This window comes from Pseudomonas sp. LTR0, from assembly GCF_036630035.1.
Lineage (GTDB): Bacteria > Pseudomonadota > Gammaproteobacteria > Pseudomonadales > Pseudomonadaceae > Aquipseudomonas > Aquipseudomonas putida_Y.
On sequence record NZ_CP123734.1, the window covers coordinates 76,813 to 100,288 of the forward strand.

21 protein-coding genes are annotated in these 23,476 nt (G+C 61.1%); 14 read left to right on the plus strand and 7 right to left on the minus strand.

The genetic code is table 11. The features are described 5' to 3' along the window. Nucleotides 1-39: 39 nt before the first annotated feature. Nucleotides 40-2,787, plus strand: coding sequence for a DNA polymerase I (gene polA / locus QCL51_RS00390; protein ID WP_021784601.1), 2,748 nt, complete (start codon nt 40-42; stop codon nt 2,785-2,787). A gap of 357 nt (nt 2,788-3,144) precedes the next feature. On the opposite strand, the gene yihA is transcribed toward polA, so the two are convergent. Continuing rightward, nucleotides 3,145-3,777, minus strand: coding sequence for a ribosome biogenesis GTP-binding protein YihA/YsxC (yihA, locus tag QCL51_RS00395; RefSeq protein ID WP_010951522.1), 633 nt, complete (start codon nt 3,775-3,777; stop codon nt 3,145-3,147). A gap of 201 nt (nt 3,778-3,978) precedes the next feature. Between yihA and QCL51_RS00400 the strand changes: the two genes are divergently transcribed. From QCL51_RS00400 to QCL51_RS00430, 7 genes are all read left to right on the plus strand, one after another. Then, nucleotides 3,979-4,281: a c-type cytochrome gene (locus QCL51_RS00400; protein WP_003252992.1), complete on the plus strand. Its 303-nt coding sequence runs from the start codon at nt 3,979-3,981 to the stop codon at nt 4,279-4,281. Between the two features lie 31 nt (nt 4,282-4,312). Further along, nucleotides 4,313-4,930: a c-type cytochrome gene (locus QCL51_RS00405; protein ID WP_003252989.1), complete on the plus strand. Its 618-nt coding sequence runs from the start codon at nt 4,313-4,315 to the stop codon at nt 4,928-4,930. Nucleotides 4,931-5,081: 151 nt separating this feature from the next. Then, nucleotides 5,082-5,714, plus strand: coding sequence for a thiol:disulfide interchange protein DsbA (gene dsbA, locus QCL51_RS00410; protein ID WP_003252987.1), 633 nt, complete (start codon nt 5,082-5,084; stop codon nt 5,712-5,714). Between the two features lie 12 nt (nt 5,715-5,726). Next, a complete protein-coding gene (locus QCL51_RS00415; RefSeq protein WP_330508798.1) occupies nt 5,727-6,581 on the plus strand; it encodes an endonuclease/exonuclease/phosphatase family protein in 855 nt (284 codons plus the stop codon). Between the two features lie 27 nt (nt 6,582-6,608). Next, nucleotides 6,609-8,546 (plus strand): GGDEF domain-containing protein, encoded by a 1,938-nt coding sequence (locus QCL51_RS00420; RefSeq protein ID WP_319298340.1) that lies wholly within the window; start codon nt 6,609-6,611, stop codon nt 8,544-8,546. A gap of 77 nt (nt 8,547-8,623) precedes the next feature. After that, nucleotides 8,624-9,412 carry an N-acetylmuramoyl-L-alanine amidase gene (locus QCL51_RS00425; protein ID WP_021784604.1) on the plus strand — a complete coding sequence of 263 codons (789 nt, stop codon included), beginning with the start codon at nt 8,624-8,626 and terminating at the stop codon, nt 9,410-9,412. 206 nt (nt 9,413-9,618) lie between these two features. Continuing rightward, the gene (locus QCL51_RS00430; RefSeq protein WP_021784605.1) at nt 9,619-11,217 is read left to right on the plus strand and encodes an EAL domain-containing protein; all 1,599 of its coding nucleotides are present in this window, start codon (nt 9,619-9,621) and stop codon (nt 11,215-11,217) included. 14 nt (nt 11,218-11,231) lie between these two features. Here the strand turns inward: QCL51_RS00430 and QCL51_RS00435 are convergent, their stop codons facing one another. Both QCL51_RS00435 and algB read right to left on the minus strand, forming a co-directional pair. Beyond that, a complete protein-coding gene (locus QCL51_RS00435) occupies nt 11,232-13,013 on the minus strand; it encodes a KinB sensor domain-containing domain (RefSeq protein WP_021784606.1) in 1,782 nt (593 codons plus the stop codon). Next, nucleotides 13,010-14,356, minus strand: a complete 1,347-nt coding sequence (gene algB / locus QCL51_RS00440) for a sigma-54-dependent response regulator transcription factor AlgB (protein ID WP_021784607.1) — start codon at nt 14,354-14,356, stop codon at nt 13,010-13,012. Before algB ends, QCL51_RS00435 begins: the two co-directional genes overlap by 4 nt. A gap of 209 nt (nt 14,357-14,565) precedes the next feature. On the opposite strand from algB, the gene QCL51_RS00445 reads away from it, so the two are divergent. The 6 genes from QCL51_RS00445 (at nt 14,566) to QCL51_RS00470 (ending at nt 19,980) form a co-directional block, all read left to right on the plus strand. After that, nucleotides 14,566-15,387 carry a BON domain-containing protein gene (locus QCL51_RS00445; protein ID WP_021784608.1) on the plus strand — a complete coding sequence of 274 codons (822 nt, stop codon included), beginning with the start codon at nt 14,566-14,568 and terminating at the stop codon, nt 15,385-15,387. A gap of 174 nt (nt 15,388-15,561) precedes the next feature. Next, nucleotides 15,562-15,852, plus strand: a complete 291-nt coding sequence (locus QCL51_RS00450) for a hypothetical protein (protein WP_021784609.1) — start codon at nt 15,562-15,564, stop codon at nt 15,850-15,852. A gap of 43 nt (nt 15,853-15,895) precedes the next feature. Next, nucleotides 15,896-16,057, plus strand: a complete 162-nt coding sequence (locus tag QCL51_RS00455; protein ID WP_003252966.1) for a DUF1328 domain-containing protein — start codon at nt 15,896-15,898, stop codon at nt 16,055-16,057. 2 nt (nt 16,058-16,059) lie between these two features. Next, complete coding sequence (locus QCL51_RS00460) at nt 16,060-16,530, plus strand: inhibitor of vertebrate lysozyme family protein (RefSeq protein WP_021784610.1); 471 nt, start codon at nt 16,060-16,062, stop codon at nt 16,528-16,530. A gap of 744 nt (nt 16,531-17,274) precedes the next feature. Continuing rightward, nucleotides 17,275-18,603 carry a glutamate/aspartate:proton symporter GltP gene (gltP, locus tag QCL51_RS00465; protein ID WP_021784611.1) on the plus strand — a complete coding sequence of 443 codons (1,329 nt, stop codon included), beginning with the start codon at nt 17,275-17,277 and terminating at the stop codon, nt 18,601-18,603. Between the two features lie 147 nt (nt 18,604-18,750). Further along, nucleotides 18,751-19,980 carry a spore maturation protein gene (locus QCL51_RS00470; RefSeq protein ID WP_021784612.1) on the plus strand — a complete coding sequence of 410 codons (1,230 nt, stop codon included), beginning with the start codon at nt 18,751-18,753 and terminating at the stop codon, nt 19,978-19,980. Here the strand turns inward: QCL51_RS00470 and QCL51_RS00475 are convergent. The 4 genes from QCL51_RS00475 to QCL51_RS00490 are packed head-to-tail and all read right to left on the minus strand — an operon-like array spanning nt 19,962 to nt 23,454. Beyond that, nucleotides 19,962-20,594 (minus strand): ABC-type transport auxiliary lipoprotein family protein, encoded by a 633-nt coding sequence (locus QCL51_RS00475; protein WP_021784613.1) that lies wholly within the window; start codon nt 20,592-20,594, stop codon nt 19,962-19,964. The two genes, QCL51_RS00470 and QCL51_RS00475, sit on opposite strands and share 19 nt — an antisense overlap. Then, complete coding sequence (locus QCL51_RS00480) at nt 20,591-21,529, minus strand: MlaD family protein (RefSeq protein ID WP_021784614.1); 939 nt, start codon at nt 21,527-21,529, stop codon at nt 20,591-20,593. The genes QCL51_RS00475 and QCL51_RS00480 overlap by 4 nt, the downstream gene beginning before the upstream one ends. A gap of 3 nt (nt 21,530-21,532) precedes the next feature. Further along, nucleotides 21,533-22,324: an ATP-binding cassette domain-containing protein gene (locus tag QCL51_RS00485; RefSeq protein WP_014754977.1), complete on the minus strand. Its 792-nt coding sequence runs from the start codon at nt 22,322-22,324 to the stop codon at nt 21,533-21,535. Beyond that, a complete protein-coding gene (locus QCL51_RS00490) occupies nt 22,321-23,454 on the minus strand; it encodes an MlaE family lipid ABC transporter permease subunit (RefSeq protein ID WP_021784615.1) in 1,134 nt (377 codons plus the stop codon). The genes QCL51_RS00485 and QCL51_RS00490 overlap by 4 nt, the downstream gene beginning before the upstream one ends. Between the last annotated feature and the right edge of the window lie 22 nt (nt 23,455-23,476).

Sequence of the window (23,476 nt, forward strand, 5' to 3'; positions counted from 1 at the left end):
ATTCTAGCGCCGGACCCGTCGAAAAGGTTGATTCTGCTCATGAGCCAAGCGCCCCTCGTCCTGGTGGACGGTTCCTCCTACCTTTATCGCGCCTTCCACGCGCTGCCACCGCTGACCACGTCCAAGGGCATGCCGACCGGTGCGGTGAAGGGTGTGCTGAACATGCTCAAGAGCTTGCGCAAGCAATACCCCGACAGCCTGTTCGCCGTGGTGTTCGACGCCAAGGGCGGCACCTTCCGCGATGCCATGTTCGCCGAGTACAAGGCCAACCGCCCCAGCATGCCGGACGACCTGCGGGTACAGATCGAGCCGCTGCACGCCAGCGTCAAGGCACTGGGCTACCCGCTGCTGTGCGTGGAGGGTGTCGAGGCTGACGACGTGATCGGCACCCTGGCGCGCAGCAGCGCCGCCCTGGGTCGCCCGGTGATCATCTCGACCGGTGACAAGGACATGGCGCAACTGGTGGATGGGCACATTACCTTGGTCAACACCATGACCGGAAGCGTGCTGGACGTGGCTGGCGTGCACGAGAAATTCGGCGTCGGCCCGGAACACATCATCGACTTCCTGGCCCTGATGGGTGACAAGGTCGACAACATCCCCGGCGTGCCGGGCGTGGGTGAAAAAACGGCGGTGGGGCTGCTGACCGGCATCGGCGGTGGTCTCAGCGACCTTTACGCCAACCTGGACAAGGTGCCAGCGCTGGCCATTCGCGGCGCCAAGACCTTGCCGGCCAAGCTGGAGGAGCACCGCGACGCGGCATTCCTGTCCTACGAGCTGGCCACCATCAAGGTTGACGTGCCGCTGGACGTCGAGGTCGAGGCGTTGGTATGCGGTGAACCTGACCGCGAGGCGCTGTTGGCGTTGTACACCGAGATGGAGTTCAAGAGCTGGGTCGCCGAGGTGCAGCGTGATGCGGCCAAGGCCGGTGACGATGTTGCCCCGGCTGCGGAGCCGGCGGCCAAGGTCGAGCCTAGGTACGAAACCATTCTCGACCAGGCCCGTTTCGACGCCTGGCTGGAGAAGCTGCGCCAGGCACCGCTGTTCGCCTTCGACACCGAGACCACCGGCCTGGACGCCCAGCAGGCGCAGTTGGTCGGCCTGTCGTTCGCTGTCGAGCCGCATGAAGCGGCCTATGTGCCGCTAGCCCACGATTACGAGGGCGCGCCGGTTCAGCTGGACCGCGAGGCCGTGCTGCTGGCGCTGAAACCACTGCTGGAGGACCCGGCCAAGGCCAAGGTCGGGCAGAATGCCAAGTACGACATCAACATCCTCGCCAATGGCTCCCCCGCCATCGAGATGCGCGGCGTGGCCTACGACACCATGCTCGAGTCGTATGTGCTGAACTCCACCGCCACCCGTCATGACATGGACAGCCTGGCGCAGAAGTACCTCGACCACACCACGATCGCCTTCGAGGACATCGCCGGCAAGGGTGCCAAACAGCTCACCTTCAACCAGATCAACCTGGACAAAGCTGGCCCCTACGCCGCCGAAGATGCCGACATCACCCTGCGCCTGCACCACGTATTGCAGGCCCGCCTGGCACAGACGCCGAGCGTGCAACCAGTGCTGATGGATATCGAGATGCCGCTGGTGCCGGTACTGGCCAGGATCGAGCGCCAGGGTGCTCTGGTCGATGCCGAGCTGTTGAAAGTACAGAGCGGTGAGCTGGGCGTGAAGATGGCTGAGCTTGAGCTGCGTGCCTACGAGCTCGCCGGTGAGGCGTTCAACCTCGGTTCGCCCAAGCAGCTGGGCGCGATCCTTTACGACAAGCTGGGCATGCCGGTGCTGAGCAAGACTGCCAAGGGCCAGCCATCTACCGCCGAAGCAGTACTCGACGAGTTGGCCGAGCAAGGCTACCCGCTGCCAGAGGTGCTGATGCAGTATCGCAGCCTGAGCAAGCTCAAGAGCACCTACACCGACAAGTTACCGGGGCAGATCAACCCGCGCACCGGGCGTATCCACACCTCCTACCAGCAGGCCGTGGCGGCCACCGGCCGGTTGTCGTCGAGCGACCCAAACCTGCAGAACATCCCGATCCGCACCGCAGAAGGCCGGCGTATCCGCCAGGCGTTCGTCGCCAGCCCGGGTTACAAGCTTCTGGCGGCGGACTATTCACAGATCGAGCTGCGCATCATGGCCCACCTGGCCAAGGACGAAGGCTTGCTGCATGCCTTCCGCAACGACCTGGACGTGCACCGCGCTACGGCAGCCGAAGTGTTCGGAGTGGCCCTGGAAGATGTCACCACCGACCAGCGCCGCAGCGCCAAGGCCATCAACTTCGGCCTGATCTACGGCATGAGCGCCTTTGGCCTGGCCAAGCAAATCGGCGTCGATCGCAAGCAGTCACAGGACTACATCGATCGCTATTTTACCCGCTACCCGGGCGTGCTGGCCTATATGGAGCGCACCCGCGCTCAGGCGGCCGAGCAAGGCTTTGTCGAAACCCTGTTTGGCCGCCGGCTGTACCTGCCAGACATCAATGCCAAGAACCCTGCCCTGCGCAAGGGCGCCGAGCGCACGGCGATCAACGCGCCGATGCAGGGGACTGCTGCCGACATCATCAAACGGGCAATGGTCAAAGTAGACAACTGGTTGAGCGAGAGCGGGCTGGATGCCCGGGTGATCCTGCAAGTGCACGACGAACTGGTGCTCGAGGTACGCGAGGACCTGGTGCAGCAGGTGAAAGATGAAATTCGCCACCACATGAGCCAGGCCGCGCAGCTGGATGTGCCGCTGCTGGTCGAGGCGGGAGTTGGTGCGAATTGGGACGAAGCTCACTGATTGAGCAGGTAAAACTGTGTAGGATCTGCGACGTAGTGACGCAGATCCAGGCACCGCTCAGTGCCGTGGATGCTTAAGTTTCATGAAACTATCGCAAATAGTTTTATGGGCTTCGGAACTAAACCGGTGAAGCGGAACTCAGAGTAACTGAATGGCTGGTGAAGCCCTTCGATGCTCCTATGTTGTGTTAAGTGTTGGCAGATATCTGGACCCCGCCCTAGCGGTCCGGACTTGGACCCCGAACTTCCCCCTCCCCATACGAAGTCCGGGGTTTTTTTTGCCCGGAATTTGCCGTTTGGCTTGTACTGAGCCCCGTAGGAGCGGGTAAACCCGCTCCTATGGTTCAAGTGCAAAGCATTAAACGACCGGCTTGTCTTCCAGTTCCATCCAGTCGGCCAGCACCCGGTAGGCATCCTCCACACCCAGACGCTTGGGTGCCGAGAACAGCTGGATGGTCACGCCATCGCCCCAACCCTTGCGGATTTCCGACTGCACTTTCAGCAGTGTGTTCTTGCCCGCGCCGTGGGTCAGCTTGTCGGCCTTGGTCAGCAGGATGTGCATCGGCATGCTGCTGGCCTTGGCCCAGTCGAGCATCATTTTGTCGAAGTCGGTCATCGGGTGACGCACGTCCATCATCAGGATCACGCCACGCAGGCACTCACGGCTGCCCAGGTAGGCTTCCAAGTGTTTCTGCCAGTGCTGCTTGAGCGGAATCGGAACTTTTGCATAACCATAGCCTGGCAGGTCGACCAAACGCCGTTCATCGTCCAGACTGAAGAAATTCAACAGCTGGGTGCGCCCGGGAGTTTTCGAGGTACGCGCCAGGCTGGCATGAGTCAGGGTATTGAGGGCGCTGGATTTGCCGGCGTTGGAACGGCCGGCAAAAGCCACCTCGTAACCCTGGTCGTCCGGGCATTGTTCGACCTTGGCTGCGCTGAGGGCGAATTTGGCTTTCTGGCAGAGGCCGAGGATGGGGTTCTTGACTTGCATGGGATATCCGATGTGGGTGTTGCCTGACTTTGTAGAGCCAAGCCTGGCAAGCGGTGTCGTTTCCGTTTGGATGGCGGAAGTATATAATGCCCCAGTTTTTGTGTGCTCATTCTCCCAGCGAAGGAGAACGGGCATGGGGTGTCGAACAATAGCTCGCGCAACAGAACGCAGCGCGGCCCCCAACCCTGAAGGTCGTTCCGCATGGCGAAATGGCTGCTTGCTGTCGGTATGTTCCTGCCGTTTTTCAGCGCACAGGCTACACAGGATCCCGAGGTGTTGTACAACCGCACGTGTGCGGCCTGTCACACCGGGCAGTTGCCACAGGCACCCAGACGGGGTGACCGGGCAGCATGGGAGCCAAGGCTGGCGCAAGGCATGGATGTACTGGTGAAGCACGTGACCCAGGGTTTCAAGGCTATGCCGCCGCGTGGATTGTGCATGGACTGCAGTGCCGAGGACTACCGTTTGGTCATCCTTTGGATGAGCGGCAGTCCCGATACATAACATTTCACCCTTAGCCGTGTTGGATTAGCTGATGAACAAACTAGTCGTGAGTCTGCTGTTGACCTTGGGTGTCGCTGGTGCGGCCACTGCTGCGCAACCTATCAAAGGCGATGCCGCCGCTGGCCAGGCCAAGACCGCCGTCTGTGGCGCCTGCCACAATCCCGACGGCAACAGCCTGGCACCGAACTTCCCTAAACTGGCCGGCCAAGGCCAGCGCTATCTCGAAAAACAACTGCACGATATCAAATCGGGCAAGCGTACCGTGCTGGAAATGACCGGCATGCTGGCCGCATTCAGCGACCAGGATCTGGCCGATATCGCTGCCTACTTCTCCAGCCAGAAAGGCAGCGTGGGTGCCGCCGATCCCAAGCTGGTCGAGCGCGGCCGTGCGCTGTTCAACGGCGGCGACCTGGAAAAGGGCATGCCAGCGTGCACTGGCTGCCACTCGCCTAACGGCGCGGGCATCGCCCTGGCTGGCTTCCCGCACCTGGGCGGGCAGCACTCGCAGTACGTGGCCAAGCAGCTCACTGACTTTCGCGAAGGCAACCGCACCAACGATGGCGATGCCATGACCATGCGCACTATCGCTGGCAAGCTGAGCAACCATGATATCGAAGCGTTGGCCAGCTACATCCAGGGCCTGCATTAACTTTCGGTTAATGTTGTAGGCCAATGATGAAAGGGCGGCCGGGCTGCCCTTTTTTCCGTCCGCAGCCGTTACACTACAGAACTCGAGCCCTTCCCGGCCTGTCTCAGTGCAGGTCGCGTCGTGGCGACTCATGACTGCTCAGGAGTAAAGCATGCGTAAACTGATTCTCAGCGCTGCGCTGGTCGCCGCCAGCGTATTCGGTATGACTGCCGTTCAGGCCGCCGAGCCTGTTGCTGGCAAGGAATACATCGAGCTGAGCAACCCTGTTCCGGTTTCCGTACCTGGCAAGATCGAAGTCGTCGAGCTGTTCTGGTACGGCTGCCCACACTGCTACCACTTCGAGCCGACCATCAACCCTTGGGCTGAAAAGCTGCCCAAGGACGTCAACTTCAAGCGCGTACCTGCCATGTTCGGTGGCCCGTGGGATGCGCACGGCCAGATGTTCCTGACCCTCGAAGCCATGGGCGTCGAGCACAAGGTGCACGCGGCGGTGTTCGATGCCATTCAGAACCAGCACAAGCGCCTGACCGACAAGAACGATATGGCCGACTTCCTCGCCACTCAAGGCGTTGACAAGGACAAGTTCCTCGCTACCTTCGACTCGTTCGCCATCAAAGGCCAGGTCAAACAGGCCAAGGAACTGGCGAAGAAGTATGAAATCACCGGCGTACCGAGTATGGTCGTCAACGGCAAGTACCGCTTCGACCTGGGTACTGCCGGCGGACCGGAAGGCGTGCTGAATGTCGCCGACCAGCTGATCGACAAGGAGCGCGCCGCCAAGTAGGCGGCGCCATCCATGCCCCGCTTCAGAGCTACGCGTGGCATTGGCCTGCACGAGCCGAAGGTCAACGAGCATCACCTGCAGGCCCCGGGCCTGCCCGAGGATGGCCGCCTGCGGTTGCTCAGTTTCAACATCCAGGTGGGCATAAGCACCGAGCGCTACCGGCATTACCTGACGCGTAGCTGGCAGCACCTGCTGCCGCATAACGGGCGTGCCGGCAACCTGCAGAAAATCGGCAGGCTGCTGGGCGACTTCGACCTGGTGGCCCTGCAGGAAGCCGATGGTGGCAGCCTGCGCTCGGGTTACGTCAACCAGGTCGAACACCTGGCCCACTTGGGGGCCTTCCCCTATTGGTACCAGCAGCTCAACCGCAACCTTGGGCGTTTTGCCCAGCACAGCAACGGTGTGCTCAGCCGCCTGAAGCCTCAACTGCTCGAAGACCATCCGTTGCCTGGCCCGGCCGGGCGTGGTGCGATCCTGGTCCGGTTTGGCGAAGGTGACGATGCGTTGATAGTGGTGATGATGCACCTGGCATTGGGGGCCAAGACCCGCGCCCTGCAGCTGGGGTATATCCGCGAGCTGATTGGCGGTTACCGTCACCAGGTGCTGATGGGCGACATGAACACCCACGCCACTGACCTGCTCGAGCACTCGCCGCTGCGCGACCTGGGCCTGGTCGCCCCGCAAGTCGAGGCCACTTTCCCCAGCTGGCGACCGCAGCGTTGCCTTGATCATATTCTGCTCAGCTCAAGCCTCACACTGGAACGTGTCGAGGTGCTGGCGCAGCCAATTTCGGACCACCTTCCCGTTGCAGTCGAGATTCGATTGCCTGATGCATTGACTGTGGATACGCTGCCGGTTTTGAGCTAATTGCCATCACCGTTTGCGGACCCGGGCATGACTGAAGACGCTGAGCGCTGGAAAGAAAAATACCTTAAAAGCATCGAGCAGCAAGAAAAGCTCGAGCGTCGTTGGGACGCCCGCCTTGACCTGCTGCGTCGAGGTCTGGTGCGCAGCACCCTGGCTGCTGAAGGCAGTGACAAGGTGGTAGACGAGTGCATGAAGGAAATGCGCGACGTCATTCGCAGCAGCAACATGGACGCCGGCCTCGCCGGCTTGATTCCGCGCCTTGAGAAAGCGGTACTGGATTCCGAACAGCGTCGCGAAGCCCGCATGAACCAGGTCAGCGATGCGCTGACCGCACTGGTTGGCCAACTGCAAGGCCTCCCGCTACCCAGTGATATCTCGCGGTCATTGAAAAAACTGGCGAAGAAGCTCGACGGTGGGGTTGCCCAGTCACGCGAGCTGCCGCCACTGTTGGGCGAGTTGAGTGGCCTGCAGGGGCGCGCGCTGTCGGCCCTTGGCAAGACGGGTGAAGAAGCCCGACCGGGTTTTCTGCAGCGGTTGTTTGGAAGCCGCGAGGAAGATGTACAGGCAGGACCAGAGCTTGCGCCGGTGGCGTTGCCAGTTGAAGAGGTTGTGCCCTTGGCAGCCGGCAGTACCGAGCCCTCGCAGCCCGATGACGTCGATGCGCTACAACCGCTGGCGGCCCCTGCTGCTCCGACTGTCGAGGTGGCCGAAGCGCCCGAGCTTGAGCTGGAGGCGCTTGGCCCGGCTCTGATCGAAACGGCGGAAATGCCGCCAGTCCCGTTGCCACAGCATAAAGTGCCACTGCCAGAGGTTGCAGTTGCCGTCAGCGAGCCGTTGGCTGACGCAGAACCATTACAAGCCCTTGAAGAAATCCTTGGTGAAGACGGTCCCTATGCACTGCCCTACGCAGTGGAGCCGCCTTACAGCCAGGTTGCCGCGCACATTGAGCAGACCCTGATCGGTCTGCTCGATGACCTCAGTCTGCCCGAGCGACACAAGGCTCAGGCGCTGGAAATGCGCGAGCGGGTTGCCCGCGGATTGAACTGGTATGAGCTGATTCCGGTGCTGGATGACTTGGCAGTACTCATGTTGGCGATCACCGACAGCGGCCAGCACGAATTCGAAACTTACCTGCAGCAGCTCAATGAACGCCTGGAAGGTTTCCAGAGTCATCTGCACGAGGCCAGCGCCGGCCATGCTGACAACAGCACCGCTGCCCGCGAACTGGATAGTCAACTGCGTGAACACGTCGACGGCCTGCAGAGCAGCGTGCAAGGTGCCGCCGATGTAGACAGCCTCAAGCACATTCTGGAAAACCGCCTGGAAGGCTTGCTGGTGACCATGGACGAGCACAAGCACGAGCGTGATCGCCGCGAGCAGGAACTGGCCGATCGACTGCAAGGCTTGTCGGAGCGGGTGGCGAGCATGGAGCATGAAGCACTTGGTTATCGCGAGCACCTGGAGGAGCAGCGCCAGAAAGCTCTGCTGGACCCGCTCACCGGCCTGCCCAACCGTGCGGCCTGGAGCGAGCGAGTCGAACGCGAAATGCTCGAATGGAAGGAAAACGGTGGCCATCTGGCGATGGCGATTCTTGACCTGGACCATTTCAAGCGCATTAACGACAACTTTGGGCATCTGGCTGGGGACAAGGTCCTCAAGATCGTTGCCGACCAGTTGCGCAAGCGTCTTCGGGCCCGTGATTTTATCGCCCGGTTTGGCGGCGAGGAATTCGTCTTGCTGCTGCCGCAGACTACGCCGGCAGTCGCCGCGCAAATGGCCGAGGTGTTGCGCGCCACAGTCGAAGCCTGCCCATTCCACTTCAAGGGTGAGCGGGTGGTGATCACCACCTCCATCGGCTTGGGCGCATTCCACTCTGGCGAGCGCAGCGACCAGGTGCTCAAACGAGCCGATGCAGCGCTGTACCGGGCAAAGGAGCAGGGGCGAAATCGCGTTGAGCAGGGCTAGCCAGCCGCCGTCGCCTCGGCAGGCACAGCGCAGGCGAGCACGTTATACTGTAGCACTCGTACGCTGAGGCCACTGACGTGCTTTCCACGCTTAAAAAAACCCTGATTTCCTTTTTGCTGTTGTCTGTCGCCGGTTGCTCGACAGGCCTGCGCATCGACCGCAGCCACCCTTCGGTCAATCAGGACAACCGCATCCAGTTCATTGTCCTGCATTACACCAATGCTTCGCTGGAGCGCTCCCTGGCGCTGCTTACCCATGGTGAGGTCAGCAGCCATTACCTGATCGGCGATGGTCCGGCCAAGGTGTATCAACTGGTGGATGAAAACCGTCGTGCCTGGCATGCCGGTGATAGCCAGTGGCAGGGGCGCACCTGGCTGAACTCCTCGTCCATTGGTATCGAGATCGTCAATCCGGGCTTCACCGACACCCCGAACGGCCGGGTCTGGCACCCTTACAGCGAGGCGCAGATCCAGTCGTTGATCGCGCTGCTCAAGGACATTGTCAAACGCAACAACATCGAACCACGCCATATCATCGGCCACAGTGACATCGCCCCGTTGCGCAAGCTGGACCCGGGACCCTTGTTTCCGTGGAAGCGCTTGGCCGATGCCGGGCTGGGTGTCTGGCCGGATGCCAACGCCGTGGCACGGCAGCAGGCCTACTTCAGCGTCAACCCGCCAAGCGTTGGCTGGTACCAGCAGGAGCTGGCACGGTTTGGCTATCAGATCGATCAGACCGGTGTGCTGGATGTAGCCACACGCCATGTAATCGCCGCGTTCCAGATGCGCTTCCGCCCGCAGCGTTTCGACGGCATGCCGGATGCGCAGACAGCAGCGATGCTGCAGGTACTTAACCGCATGCGTTGAGACACGGCGGGCGGGGTATTTGTTGCAGCGGCCTTGCGCTGCGAAGAGTCGGGTTTGGTCGACGCAGTCGTACCAACGTTAATGGTCTCATCACGGCCACGAGGCTGCCTCTAAAAAGAGCGTAGGAGGATTGCAGCGAAGCGCCAAACGGTGAAGGTGATTCTTGATTCAGTTGCTATACCTTGGTTATCAACTGGATGCCATTGATGTCAGCCTTCATCGCCTTGCTGCGCCAAATTTTTTACCGTCCCTGGATGCTGGCCACTTTGGCAGCGCTGGCCAGCGCCGCGGTGTTGCTCTCTGCCAGCATCGGCATTGCCCTGCAACAAATGAAACAAAGCGAAAGCGAACAAATGAATGCTCAGGGCGAGCGTTTTCTGGAGCGGCTCGAACAGGTGTTCGGCCAGTTACGCGAAGGGGTCGATCTGCTGCAGGCCCAACCCCTGCGTGGCTGCAGCCCGGCAATGCTGGCAGCCTTGCAACAGGTTGGCCTGAACTCGCGGTTCATCTATGAAGCTGCTTATGTGGATGGTGATGTTGCCTGCTCCAACCGCGGTGATGAGCGAGCGTTCGTTCCCTTGCGGGCGCCGGATATCCAGGGGCCGACTTACAGCTACTGGCTTAACACCACCACCGAGCCGAACGAGAACCTGGCAGCACTGATGCTGGGTCGGGGCAAGTTTCTGGTTTCCACCTCCCGTGGGCATTTGACCGATGTGGTGGACCTGCCCCCGGGCGGCAGCCTGGTCGTGGTGCTGGACAACGGTGCCCGGGCCATTCCGGTGCTCGGCCCGCCACAGGTATGGCCGCCGCCCTCGGCCTGGTCGACCAGCCAAAAGTCGCTGCTGGAACTCAGTGACCGGCTGATCTACCGAATGCCGACCAAGTCGCCGGATTACCAGTTGGTGCTGATTGCCCCGAGGGCCAGTCTGCCGCTGAGGATGAACGGCATGCTCTGGTTGCTGTTCCCCGGCAGCGTGCTGGCGGCCTGCTGCATCGGTTGGTTGGTACTCCAGTTGATTCTGCAACGGCGGTCGATGAGCTCAGAGTTGCAGAATGCCTTGCGTCGTGGAGAGCTGCAGGTGCTCTACCAGCCAATCATCGAGCTCGACAGCCGGCGCTGTGTGGGCGCCGAGGCCTTGGTTCGCTGGCGCCGCCCGGACGGCACCCTGACCAGCCCGGACCTGTTCATCCCGCTGGCGGAAAATACCGGGCAGATCCGCCAGATCACCGACTTTGTCCTGCAGCGTGTGCTTGAACAGCTAGGGCAGCTACTGCGTTCGCACCCCAAGCTATACATCTCGATAAACCTGGCGGCCTGCGATGTGATGGTGCCCCGTATTGGCCGGGTGGCGGCGCGCTTGTTGGCCTTGCATCGAGTGGCGCCCAGCCAGATTGCCTTCGAGGTGACCGAGCGCGGCCTGATTGACGTGGTGGTCGCCCGTGACAACCTGCAGGCGCTACGCGCCGTGGGGCACCAGGTGCTGATCGACGATTTTGGTACCGGTTATTGCAGCCTGGCCTACCTGCAAACCCTTCCAGTGGACTGCCTGAAGATCGACAAGGCATTCATCGACGCTCTGGGCCACGATGCCGCCAGTAGTGGCGTGGCCCCGCATATCATCCGCATGGCCCATGACTTGCACCTGCGGGTAATTGCCGAAGGTATCGAGTTCGAGGACCAGGCCGTGCTGCTGAACAGCGAGGGGGTCAATTATGGCCAGGGCTGGCTGTTTGCCCGGCCGCTGAACGCCCGGCAGTTTGCCGAGTTGGTGACTCGCGGACACCTGCCGCGGCGGGTGTAGGTGCGGTAAAGCAGTCAGACCGGCAACGCCATGTAGAATTGGGTCCCCTGCCCTGGCCGGGAAAACACGCCCATGCGCCCTCCGTGCAACTGCACAATCTCCTTGCACAGCGCCAGGCCCAGCCCAGCGCCGCCTTTCTTGCGACCTACCTGCACGAAGGGCTCGAAGATGCGCCCTTGCTGCCCATAGGAAATGCCCTCGCCGTTGTCCTCGACGCTGATGATCACCCGTTCCGCATGGCGTCGGGCATGCAGGCGTATGCGCCCGCCGTTGGCAGTGTGGCGGATGGCGTTGTGCAGCAGGTTGTCCAGCACGCGGTCCAGTTGGGCGACGTCGGCCTGGATACGCGGTAGCGGCGGGTCCAGTTCCTTGATCAGTTCGATCTGCTTGTTCGCAGCCTGTTCGGCAAAGCGCAATTGCGCCTGCTCCAGCAGTTCGTCGATGGCACAGGGGGCCAGCTCGAGCTTTTGCAACCCGCTTTGATAACGGGAGAAGTTGAGCAGGTCATTGATCAGTTGGGTCAGGCGCTGCATTTCTTCGCCGATGGTTTCCAGCAGGTCGTACTCGCGGGCCTCGGGCGGGAACTTGACCCGCTCGCGCAGCAGGCCGAAGGCCATGTGCATGCCGGTGACCGGGGTGCGCAGTTCGTGGGAGGCGCGCAGCACGAATTCGCTGCGCACCCGCTCGAAGGCCCTTTGCTCGGTCACATCGTGCAGTACCATCACCGCGCCGAGGATTGGCCCCTGCGGGTGGCTGACGGGGGTCAGGCTGTAGGTGAGCAGGCGTGATTCTTCATCGACCTCCATGTTCAGGTCGTCCGGTGGGCGGTCGAGGCTGCCCCCGCGCAGAACCTGGCGCAGTTGTTGCTCAAGCTCGGGTCGCTGCAAGGCTTCGACCAGGCTGCTGCCCACGCGGCTGTCGTTCCAGCCCAGCTGACGCTGTGCCACCGGGTTGAGGTGCTCGAGGCGGCCCTGGCGGTCGATGATCAGCAGGCCGTCGTCGATGCTGTCGAGCACGGCTTGTAAACGCTGCTGGCCGGCCAACAGTTCGTCAACGTTGGTGGCCTGGTGCTTGCGCAAGGCATCGGCCATCAGACCAAAACGGCGGGTCAGCTGGTTAAGCTCGGCGGCCTGGGTGACCGGCAAGGTAACGTCGAAATTGCCCTTGCCCAATTGGTCGGCTGCCTTGGCCAAGGCTTCGATCGGTTGGCCGAAACGCCGGGCGATGTTGTGCGCGGTGATAAAGCCCAGTACCAATACCACCAGCCCCATCAGGCCGAGTACACCACTGACCAGCAAGGCGCGGTCACGGGTGCGTTCCTCGCTGCGGGTAATCAGGTCCAATGCTTGCTTATGGGAATCGATCAGGTCGGTGCGCACCTGATTGAACGCAGCTCCAAGCGGCTGATCGACACCCATGCTACGAGCGGGTGTGGCGCTGTCGCGATAGGTCTGGAGGAAGGACTGGTAATTGCTGCTGGCTTTGCTGAAACCGGTGCGCTCACCGCCTTGCTCCAGCCCTTGGTTGAGCAGGTCCTGGAAATTGTCCTGCAGCAGCCGCAGGCTTTCCGGGGCGGTGTTCTCATCGAGAATGAGCATCAGCTGTTCGCCCAGGTTCTGGCGCAACTTCAGCCCCACTTCCAGGGCATGGGTGGTATCGCGCACCAGCTGCTGTTGCACTGTAGCCATCTGCAGCATGCTGACCAGGCCCAGCAGCAGCCCTAGCAACGCCACAGTGATGAGCGCCGAGATGCTAAGGAAAAGCCGCGTGCGCAGCTTCATGGGCGGCCATTTCATAGGTTGTACTGCTTGCGCTTGCGGTACAGGGTAGAAGCATCGATGCCCAAGGTCTTGGCGGCTTGATCGAGGGTATCGCTGGCGGCCAGTACGGCACCGATATGGGCACGTTCCAGCTCATCCAGGCTAAGCGCGGCACCTACGCGTGGGGCATTGCTGGCGGGTTGTTCACCCATGCCCAGGTGGCTGATTTCCACGCGCTCCTGCGGGCAGATGATGCTGGCCCGTTCTACTACGTTGCGCAGTTCGCGAATGTTGCCGGGCCAGCGGTAATTGAGCAGGGCGGCGCGCGCCTCATCACTGAAACCACGAGCGGGGCGGGAGTATTCCTTGACGAAACGGGCGAGGAAGCGGTCGGCCAGGATGAGGATGTCTTCACTGCGCTCGCGCAGGGGGGGCAGGTGCAGGGTAATCACGTTCAAGCGATACAGCAGGTCTTCGCGGAAGCGGCTTTCGCGCACCATCTCTTCGAGGTTGAGGTTGGTGGCAGCCAGGATACGCACATCGGCACGTCGGGTAACCGGGTCACCGACGCGTTCGTATTCCTTGTCCTGGATGAAACGCAGCAGTTTGGGTTGCAAGGTCAGCGGGAAATCGCCGATCTCGTCGAGGAATAGCGTGCCCCCGTCAGCCTGGCTGACCCGCCCCAGGGTACTTTCGCTGGCGCCGGTGAAGGCGCCGCGGGTATGGCCGAATAGCTCGCTTTCCATCAACTCGGCGTTAAGCGATGGGCAGTTGATGGTCACACAGGCTTTGCGTGCACGTTTGCTCCAGCCATGGATGGCCCGTGCCAGCTCGCCCTTGCCGGTACCCGATTCGCCAAGGATGAGGATGTTGGCGTCGGTGATGGCGACTTGGCGGGCAGTTTCAAGCACCGCCATCATGGCCGGGCTATGGGAATCGAGGCCGTCCTTGGGTTTGCGTACTTCACCTTCCAGAGCTTCCAGGCGCGCAGAAAGCTGGCGCACCTCCAGTTGCTTGGCGGTGGCCAGGCGTAACTGGTCGGGGCTGCACGGTTTGACAAGGTAGTCGGCAGCGCCGGCCTGGATGGCGTCTACTGCGGTGTCGATCGCCGAGTGCGCAGTGACGATCACCACCCGCATCCACGGGGCCTGGATACGCATTTGCGCCAGCACGTCGAGGCCGTTGTCTTCACCCAGGCGCAAATCGAGGAAGCACAGGTCGAACACCTGGCGTTGCAGCAGGCTCTCTGCCTGGGCGGCACTGTTGGCCGTGGCCACGCTGTAGCCCTCGTCTTCCAGGCAGTAGCGGAAGGTGCGCAGGATTGCGGACTCGTCATCCACCAGCAGAATGCGGCCTTGGTTGTCCTGGGCTGATTCCATTTCCTGTGCTCCTTAGGATAGATCTTTATTTAGTGTGGGAAAAATCGGGCAAGTTGCATGGTCAATTCTGAAGGATTCTGTCCTTTGCATGCTAGCCAATGGCCAAACGATGCCCACGAGCCGCGATTCTTCAATGATTTGCTTAGAGGCACACGCTGGCACATTGGTTGCGATGATTTTCAGATTTTGCCCACGAAGGAGGCACTGTCATGCCCTTTTCCCTGCGTACAGCCGTTTTGGCCGTCACCCTGTTGCCAATATTTACCCCAGCATTCGCCGACCCTGTGCAGGACGCGCGCCTGGAAGGCGCCCTGCAGACCGCTTTGTCACTGAACCGGATGCTCGACCCGTTTCGTATCAAGGTTGAAGTGAACGGCAAGCAGGCGCGGCTTTCCGGTGAGGTGGAGAACGAGGTCGAGCGGCAGTTGGCCGAGGATGTGGCCCGTGCTACCCGGGGCATCGAACAGGTGGAGAACCTGCTACAGCTCAATACCCAACTGGTGGAGCGTCCGCTGGAGCTGCGTGCCTACGCTCAGCGCCTGGAAGACGTGACCCTGTCTGCTGTGGTGCGTGCACGGCTGTTGTGGAGCCGTACCACCGAAAAGGCACCAATAGAAGTACAAAGCAGTGAGGGTGTGGTGACGTTGCGTGGCAAGGTCGACAGTGCCGAAGCCAAGGAGCTGGCGGGTGTGATAGCGCGAACCACCGACGGCGTGTATCTGGTCAACAACCTGGTTAGCCTCGATACCGCCGCCATGGCCAAGGCGCGGGAAACACCAGTGGGCGCGCCAACCGGGCCGCAACCAAGCGACAGCTGGATCGTCGACAAGGTCCAGAGCAGCTATCGCTTCAGTCGCAACCTTGATGGCCTGAACCTGAGGGTGGTCAGCGAAGCAGGCATGGTGCGGCTCTCGGGCGAGGTGGTTAGCGCGGAGCAGAAAACCATCGCTGTTGAGATCGCCCGGCAGATCATCGGCGTACGTGGCGTGGATGCTGACCTGCTGAAGGTGGCCACCAAGGTCGAAGGCTGATCGTGCAATTCGCACGACCCCACAGGCGTCATCGTGCAGGATACGTCCTCGTGGTGTAACTGTTAATTGCATAACTAGTTGATTTATAAGGATTTTATCAAAATCAAAAGGCTGGCATGCAGGCTGCAATTACCTGTTCAGGTTTGAACAAAAATTACAGCAGGAGGAGCCAGCATGAATCGCCAACCCGTCGCCCGCTCGCAGAGCGCCGCACTGCCTTTGCGCCAGGTGCTGACCCTCGGCATGGCGATGCTGCTGACCTTGGCCGCTGGCCTCTTCTATTACAGCTTGCAGACGGCGCGTCTGGCTGAGCAGGTGGCAGCTCAAACTGCCCTGTTGACGCAGATTCAGGCAACTCGTGCCAACACCTTGGTCAAGGCCGCTGACTGGCAGCCAGCTGGCCAGGCCATTGCCTCACCGGCCACTGTGGAAAAAGTTGTTCCTCAGGAACGCTGGGTTTTTTGACCTGACGGCCGGATCGATTCCGCAAAAAGAAAGGAGAACTACCATGCTGAGTTGGGCTATCACTTTCCTCATCATCGCCATTGTCGCCGCCGTACTGGGCTTCGGTGGTATCGCGGGCGCTGCTACAGGTATCGCCAAGATCCTGTTCATTGTCTTCCTGGTGTTGTTTGTAGCCTCCTTCTTCTTTGGACGCGGGCGAGGTTGAAGATGGGCAGGAAGCTTCGTTCAGCCGTGGTCGCCGCCCTGCTGCTGGGCGGTAGCGCGGCAGCCATGGCGGCAAATGACGGCCAGGTTCGGGTCGACCAGCTACTCGGCTCGGACCCGGAGTACCGGGAAACCTGGCAGGACACCATTGAAGGCGAGGAACGCCTACCCGATTGGGTGGTCAACCTGACCGGCAGTGCCCAGCAGCAGATGTCTGCCGTTACTGAAGACGGCGACAAGTACCTGGTCGGCCCGTTGTGCGAAAAACAGGACAATTGCACCTACAAGCGGCTGATCGTGGCGTTCAGTTGGGACAAGGATGATGCCTACGGGATGCTGGTGGAGGTACCCGAAGGTTTGCCGAGCGACAAGTCGCCCACCCGTCACGCGCAGTATCGCTGGCTGGGCGAACCCGACGACGGCATGAAGGCAATGCTGCAGGAGCAGCTCAAGCGTGACCCGAACTGGTACTGAGCATTTGTTGCCGGTACGGATGAAAGGTCACTCACTGTCACGTAATAGAAGCTGAAGCTTTCTATAGTTCAGCCTTCTATGATGCGCCGCCCCGAGGAGGGGTAGCACATGACCAAGGGGCCGGGCTGTTCTGGTTGTTACAGGATCGGAGTGGCCTAGGGGTACAGGGAGTGCCTCCAGTAATGGGCCGGGTCAGGAAAGGCGAAATCGGAAGTCTCAGGTCGGCGGTGTCACAGGGATACCTTGCGAGACCTGACTTCCGAGGAGCCTGTACGAAACGTCGCTTCCCTTGCGCGTTTTTTCCCTTGAGACACATTTTGTCTCGACCGTACATCAAATTTTTTTCGACTATCTCGGTGCGCCTACAAGTGGCATTTCCGCCATTCGGATTGTCGAACAGGCCATCTTTCATACCTAATCTGTACTGCCAAATCTGCCGAAATATGGCGGTTTGGTCTTGTTCGGGATTCCGAATGTTATAAATCAAGCACTTGCGAAGCTGCCGGCTAGGTCGAAAATGGTATGCATAAACGGCATGGGTTATGCGTTTCCGGCATTAGCTTTCGCCCCTTGCCGTCGCAATAGTTGCCGCCTTTTTCGCTGGCCAGAGCGCCTTGTCGCTCGCCTGCGGTGTCCTTACATGACGTCGCCTTACGGAAGCCCTTACTGCCCGTGACCTTGCCTATGGCTCTGTTACGCGCGTTTCCGCCAGGTGCCATGACCACTAAAACAAAGGGTAAAGACATGAAGAAGGCAAAACTGAGCCTCGCCTGGCAGATCGTCATCGGTCTGGTCCTGGGTGTTGCAATCGGCGCTCTACTGAATCATTTCAGTGCAGAAAAGGCATGGTGGATCAGCAACGTCCTTCAGCCCGCTGGTGACATCTTCATCCGCCTGATCAAGATGATCGTTGTCCCGATCGTGATTTCGTCGCTGATCGTGGGTATCGCCGGTGTTGGCGACGCGAAGAAACTGGGCAGCATCGGCCTGAAGACCATCATCTACTTCGAAGTAGTGACCACGATCGCCATCGTCGTGGGCCTGGTGCTGGCCAACCTGTTCCATCCGGGCGCCGGCATCGACATGAGCACTCTGGGCACTGTGGACATCTCCAAGTACCAGGCGACAGCGGCCGAAGTGCAGCATGAGCACGCGTTCATCGAAACCCTGCTTAACCTGATCCCGTCGAACATCTTCGCAGCGCTGATGCGTGGCGAAATGCTGCCGATCATCTTCTTCTCGGTGATGTTCGGTCTGGGCCTGTCGAGCCTGCAGGCAGAGCTGCGTGACCCGCTGGTTCGTACCTTCCAGGCCGTCTCGGAAACCATGTTCAAGGTCACTCACATGATCATGAACTACGCCCCGATCGGCGTGTTCGCCCTGATTGCCGTGACCGTGGCCAACTTCGGTTTCAGCTCGCTGCTGCCGCTGGCCAAGCTGGTGCTGCTGGTGTACTTCGCGATCGCCTTCTTCGCCTTCATGGTGCTGGGCCTGGTGGCCCGCGTGTTCGGCTTCTCGGTGATCAAGATCATGCGCATCATGAAAGATGAGCTGATCCTGGCCTACTCCACCTCCAGTTCGGAAACCGTGCTGCCGCGGGTGATCGAGAAGATGGAGAAGTACGGTGCGCCAAAGTCGATCTGCTCGTTCGTGGTTCCGACCGGCTACTCGTTCAACCTCGACGGTTCGACCCTGTACCAGAGCATCGCGGCGATCTTCATTGCTCAGCTGTACGGTATCGACCTGTCGTGGAGCCAGCAACTCCTGTTGGTACTGACCCTGATGGTCACCTCCAAAGGTATCGCTGGTGTGCCGGGCGTATCGTTCGTGGTACTGCTGGCCACCCTGGGCAGCGTGGGCATCCCGCTGGAAGGCCTGGCCTTCATCGCCGGTGTGGACCGCATCATGGACATGGCCCGGACTGCGCTGAACGTTGTGGGCAACGCCTTGGCTGCGTTGGTCATTGCTCGCTGGGAAGGCATGTACGACGCGGTCAAGGGCGAGAAGTACTATGCCTCGCTGATGGCCGAGAAGCGGGAAGCTGTAGTGGTTGGCGAAACCGCCAAGCGCTGAGCCTGATGGCTGTTTGACCAAGAGCCCCGACCTGTCGGGGCTTTTTGTTATCTGCGAGATTTTGAGCCGCACCTGCAAAGGCTCGCGATCGCCAGTCACAGGCTGCGATACGCTATTATTCGGGCACTTTTGAGGGGGAACATACGGATGCTCAACGGCCTTTGGCTCGGCTTTTTCCTGGTGGCGGCGGTGTCCGCCCTGGCCCAATGGCTGGTAGGTGGCAACGCTGGCATCTTCGCGGCAATGGTCGAAAGCATCTTCGCCATGGCCAAGCTGTCGGTCGAGGTAATGGTGTTGCTGTTCGGCACGCTGACCCTATGGCTGGGCTTTCTCAAAATCGCCGAAAAAGCCGGCATCGTCGAATGGCTGGCCAAGGTTTTGGGCCCGCTGTTCGCTCGTTTGATGCCGGAGGTGCCGCCTGGCCACCCGGCCCTGGGCCTGATCACCATGAACTTCGCCGCCAACGGCCTGGGCCTGGACAATGCCGCCACGCCGATTGGCCTGAAGGCCATGCGGGCGCTGCAGGAGCTGAACCCCAGCAGCACTACGGCAAGCAATGCGCAGATTCTGTTCCTTGTGCTCAACGCCTCGTCGCTGACCCTGCTGCCGGTGACCATCTTCATGTATCGGGCCCAGCAAGGTGCGGCAGACCCGGCCATGGTGTTCCTGCCAATCTTGCTGGCTACCAGCGTCTCGACCTTGGTTGGCCTGCTGTCAGTGGCGGTGATGCAGCGCTTACGCCTGTGGGATCCGGTCGTGCTCGCCTACTTTATTCCCGGCGCTTTGCTGCTGGGTGGTTTCATGGCTTTTCTTGGCTCGTTGTCGGCGGCTGCGCTGGCAAGTCTGTCGTCAGTCCTGGGCAACCTCACGTTGTTTGGCGTGATCACGTTGTTCCTGGTGATCGGCGCCCTGAGACGCGTGCAGGTCTATGAAGCCTTTGTCGAAGGCGCCAAGGAAGGCTTTGATGTGGCCAAGAACCTGCTGCCTTACCTGGTGGCGATGTTGGTGGCGGTGGGTGTACTGCGTGCGTCAGGCGCCCTCGAGCTGGCCTTGGAAGGCATTCGCCATGCGGTGAACTGGATGGGCATGGATACACGCTTCGTCGAAGGCTTGCCGACGGCGCTGGTCAAACCGCTCTCTGGCAGCGCTGCACGGGCGATGCTGATCGAGACCATGCAGACCCACGGCGTGGACAGTTTTCCGGCGCTGCTGGCGGCGACTATCCAGGGCAGTACCGAAACCACCTTCTATGTGTTGGCGGTGTACTTTGGTGCCGTGGGTATCCAGCGCGTGCGCCATGCGGTGGGATGCGCGCTGCTGGCTGAGTTGTCCGGCGTGATCGCGGCGATCTTTGTCTGCTATTGGTTCTTTGCCTGAACCTTCAGCTGTGCCTGATTGGCCTGGGTGATGGTCCAGTTTACGACTTGCCCCACCAGCTGGTCGCTGGCCTGGCCGAAGCCTGCGACCACTGCTGATACCTGTTTGTCGTTCAGCGGTTGGCGGATTTCGAAGCGCTTGCTAGCCAGGATACGTTGGTTGCGGCCCTGGACCAAGCGAGCGTCATAGCGGATCACCACCTCCACAACCCCATCTGTGCGGTATTCACTCTGAAATGCCAGCAGCTCGCCGGCCAACTCGTAGTCAGCCTGCAGGTTGCTGTCGTCGGCGCTGAGGCGCTGTACCTGGCCCTCTCGCTGGAACCCATCGAGCAAGCGGTTGCGCAGCAGCACCGGGGCCGCATCGCTCCAGCGCGCGCCCTTGTAGCTGCTCACCACATTGCCTTGGGGAATCACGGCAATCCTTGGCCCGGCCAACACTTCACTGGCCAGCGGCTTGTTCAGGCGCAATGACCAGTCCAGCGCCGGTGCCGTGCGGCTGGGTTGATTCACCGGCAGGCGATAAAGGTCCACAGGTTCACTTTTCGGCAGGATCGAGCAGGCGCTGGCCAGGCTCAGCGCAACCACAAGGGTCAGCAGGCGTAACGGATTCATGGCTGGAACTCCTTGTTATTGTCGCGGCCCAGCAGGTAGCCGCTTGGATCGGCTTCCAGTTGCCGGGAAATGCCTTTGAGTGCGTTAAGGGTTTCGCGCAGTTCGCGAATGGCTGGGGCGAGTTGGTTCAGGCTCTGGGCGCCGTCACCGATAGCCTCGCTGTTGTTCTTGAGCAGGTTATTGATGGTTGCCGTGCTTTGGGCCAGTGACTGCATGGCCTGTTCGGCGCTGCCGATCGCCTGTTTGCCTTCGCTACCCAGCAGGCCGTTGGCATTTCGCATCAGCGCCTGGGTTTCGGCCAGGGTGGCACTGGCCTGCTTGCCAACCTGCACCAGCTGCTCGATGGCCTCGGCGATGCTGCCGTGCTGGCCGGCAAAGGCGCCGGTGGTCTTGTCGAGGTTGGCCAGCGTGTTGCTGAGGTGGCCTATGTTGTCCTCGGAGAACATCTGGTTGGCGTTGTGTAGCAGCATGTTGATGTTGGTCACCAGGTCGCTGCTGTCGTTGAGCAGACGCGAGATTGGCGATGGCGAAGCGACGATCACCGGCAGCTTGCCATCCTTGCCTTTAAGCTCGGGGCTTTGCGGGGTGCCGCCGCTGAGCTGGATGAACGAGTTGCCGGTGACGCCGGCCAGGGTCAGTTTGGCCTGGGTGTCTTCCTTCACCGGGGTATCGGCGCTCAGACGCACCCGTGCCAATACCCGGCGCGGGTCTTTCGGGTCCAGGCGCAGGGTGGACACGTCGCCCACCTTGATGCCGTTGTACTGCACCGTGCTGCCACGGGAAAGGCCAGACACGGCTTCGTTGAACACTACTTCGTAATCCTTGAAGGCGTCGTCGACACTGGACTTGGCCAGCCACAGGCCGAACAGCATGGCCCCGGCCACCACCAGAACGGTGACCAGGCCGATGAGGACGTGATGGGCTCGGGTTTCCATTGCTCAGCGCTCCTGCCCGGCACGGGTGGCAGCCTGTTCGGCTGCACGCCCGCGTGGGCCGTGAAAGTATTCTTGGATCCAGGTGTCGTTGGTTTTCTCGACCTCGGCCAGCGGGCCGGCCACCAGGACTTTCTTCTGCGACAGCACCGCGATGCGGTCGGTGATGGTGTACAGGGTGTCGAGGTCGTGGGTGATCAGGAACACCGACAGGCCCAGAGCATCGCGCAGGGTAAGGATCAACTGGTCAAATGCCGCAGCACCGATCGGGTCCAGGCCAGCCGTGGGCTCGTCGAGAAAAAGGATGTCCGGGTCCAGGGCCAAGGCGCGGGCCAGCGCTGCGCGCTTGATCATGCCCCCCGACAACGAGGCCGGGTACTTGTCGGCAGCCGAGATCGGCAACCCGGCAAGGGCCAGTTTCACCCCGGCCAGGTGCTCGGCATCATTGCGCGACAGCCCGGCGTGCTCGATCAGCGGCAAAGCCACGTTTTCGGTCACCGTCAGCGAAGAGAACAGCGCGCCCTTCTGGAACAACACGCCAAAGCGCCGTTCGACCAGTGAACGCTGTTCTTCGCGCAGGCCGGTCAGGTCCTGGCCGAGTACCTTGATCTGCCCTTCATTGGGCCGGCGCAGGCCAATGATGCTGCGCAGAAGCACCGACTTGCCGCTGCCTGAGCCGCCTACCACGGCGAGGATTTCGCCGCGGTACAGGTCAAGGTCAAGGTTTTCATGCACCACCTGGCGGCCGAAGCGGTTGCAGATGCCGCGGGCTTCGATTACGCAATCCTGGCCACTCACCAGCCCATCTCCATGAAGAACAGCGCTGCCACCGCATCCAGCACGATGACCACAAAAATCGACTGCACCACTGCCGAGGTGGTGTGTGCCCCCACTGACTCGGCGCTGCCGCTGACCTTGAAGCCTTCCAGGCAGCCGATGGCAGCGATCAGGAAGGCGAAGAACGGTGCCTTGGCCAGGCCTACCAGGAAGTGCTGCACGCCAATGTCGCTTTGCAGCAGTGACAGGAACATGGCCGGCGAAATGTCCAGCGTCAGGGCGCATACTACTGCACCACCAACGATGCCGCAGATCATCGCGACAAAGGTGAGTAACGGCAGCGAAATCAACAGGGCCAGTACCCGCGGCACCACCAGCAGCTCCATGGGGTTGAGGCCCAGAGTGCGGATGGCGTCAATTTCTTCGTTGGCCTTCATCGAGCCGATCTGTGCGGTGAACGCGCTGGCAGTGCGGCCGGCCATGAGAATGGCTGTCAGCAGCACGGCGAACTCGCGCAGGAACGAGAACGCAACCAGGTCGACGGTGAAAATGGTCGCGCCGAAGTCGGCCAGCACCGTGGCACCGAGGAACGCGACTACGGCGCCCACCAGGAATGTCAGCAACGCAACGATGGGCGCGGCATCCAGCCCGGTCTGTTCAATGTGTGCCACCACAGGAGTGAAGCGCCAGCGATGTGGCTGGAAGGCGCGGCGCAGCAAGGTTTCGAGAATCACACCGACGAAACCAAGCAATTGCATGCTGTCCTGCCAGAGCGTGCCGACGGCGCAACCGATACGCTCCAGCAGCTGCAACAGTACATTGCGCTCGGGCTCTTTGACCGGGATGCAGTAATCCTGGACCGAGCAGTAGACATTCTTCAGCAGCGCCCGGCTGGCTTCAGGCAGCTCGAGGGTGCAGCGCGACAGGCGCTCGGAGCCTAGCAGTTCGGCCAGCAGCGAAGCGCCGGCGGTGTCCAGGCGGCCCAGCTGGCTGAGGTCGGCGATGGTGTCGTCAGGGCACTGCGTGCGCAGGCGCTCGCTCTCGCGCTTGAGGTTGGCGTAGTGTGCCAGGGTCCAGTCGCCGGTAACCCGCAGGCAGGCCGGTTGGCTGCGGGTGTCCAGGGTGGCGCTGGGGGTGGTCATAGGCTCCATGCAATTGACTCGGCGCTAAGGC

What these genes read in the sequence shown, in the direction of transcription:
- QCL51_RS00490 (WP_021784615.1), bottom strand. Translation starts at nt 23,454, where the DNA reads ATGGAGCCTATGACCACCCCCAGCGCCACCCTGGACACCCGCAGCCAA.
- yihA (WP_010951522.1), bottom strand. Translation starts at nt 3,777, where the DNA reads ATGCAAGTCAAGAACCCCATCCTCGGCCTCTGCCAGAAAGCCAAATTC.
- QCL51_RS00480 (WP_021784614.1), bottom strand. Translation starts at nt 21,529, where the DNA reads ATGGAAACCCGAGCCCATCACGTCCTCATCGGCCTGGTCACCGTTCTG.
- QCL51_RS00415 (WP_330508798.1), top strand. Translation starts at nt 5,727, where the DNA reads ATGCCCCGCTTCAGAGCTACGCGTGGCATTGGCCTGCACGAGCCGAAG.
- QCL51_RS00475 (WP_021784613.1), bottom strand. Translation starts at nt 20,594, where the DNA reads ATGAATCCGTTACGCCTGCTGACCCTTGTGGTTGCGCTGAGCCTGGCC.
- QCL51_RS00455 (WP_003252966.1), top strand. Translation starts at nt 15,896, where the DNA reads ATGCTGAGTTGGGCTATCACTTTCCTCATCATCGCCATTGTCGCCGCC.
- QCL51_RS00420 (WP_319298340.1), top strand. Translation starts at nt 6,609, where the DNA reads ATGACTGAAGACGCTGAGCGCTGGAAAGAAAAATACCTTAAAAGCATC.
- QCL51_RS00450 (WP_021784609.1), top strand. Translation starts at nt 15,562, where the DNA reads ATGAATCGCCAACCCGTCGCCCGCTCGCAGAGCGCCGCACTGCCTTTG.
- QCL51_RS00445 (WP_021784608.1), top strand. Translation starts at nt 14,566, where the DNA reads ATGCCCTTTTCCCTGCGTACAGCCGTTTTGGCCGTCACCCTGTTGCCA.
- QCL51_RS00405 (WP_003252989.1), top strand. Translation starts at nt 4,313, where the DNA reads ATGAACAAACTAGTCGTGAGTCTGCTGTTGACCTTGGGTGTCGCTGGT.
- QCL51_RS00400 (WP_003252992.1), top strand. Translation starts at nt 3,979, where the DNA reads ATGGCGAAATGGCTGCTTGCTGTCGGTATGTTCCTGCCGTTTTTCAGC.
- QCL51_RS00460 (WP_021784610.1), top strand. Translation starts at nt 16,060, where the DNA reads ATGGGCAGGAAGCTTCGTTCAGCCGTGGTCGCCGCCCTGCTGCTGGGC.
- algB (WP_021784607.1), bottom strand. Translation starts at nt 14,356, where the DNA reads ATGGAATCAGCCCAGGACAACCAAGGCCGCATTCTGCTGGTGGATGAC.
- QCL51_RS00430 (WP_021784605.1), top strand. Translation starts at nt 9,619, where the DNA reads ATGTCAGCCTTCATCGCCTTGCTGCGCCAAATTTTTTACCGTCCCTGG.
- polA (WP_021784601.1), top strand. Translation starts at nt 40, where the DNA reads ATGAGCCAAGCGCCCCTCGTCCTGGTGGACGGTTCCTCCTACCTTTAT.
- QCL51_RS00435 (WP_021784606.1), bottom strand. Translation starts at nt 13,013, where the DNA reads ATGAAATGGCCGCCCATGAAGCTGCGCACGCGGCTTTTCCTTAGCATC.
- dsbA (WP_003252987.1), top strand. Translation starts at nt 5,082, where the DNA reads ATGCGTAAACTGATTCTCAGCGCTGCGCTGGTCGCCGCCAGCGTATTC.
- gltP (WP_021784611.1), top strand. Translation starts at nt 17,275, where the DNA reads ATGAAGAAGGCAAAACTGAGCCTCGCCTGGCAGATCGTCATCGGTCTG.
- QCL51_RS00470 (WP_021784612.1), top strand. Translation starts at nt 18,751, where the DNA reads ATGCTCAACGGCCTTTGGCTCGGCTTTTTCCTGGTGGCGGCGGTGTCC.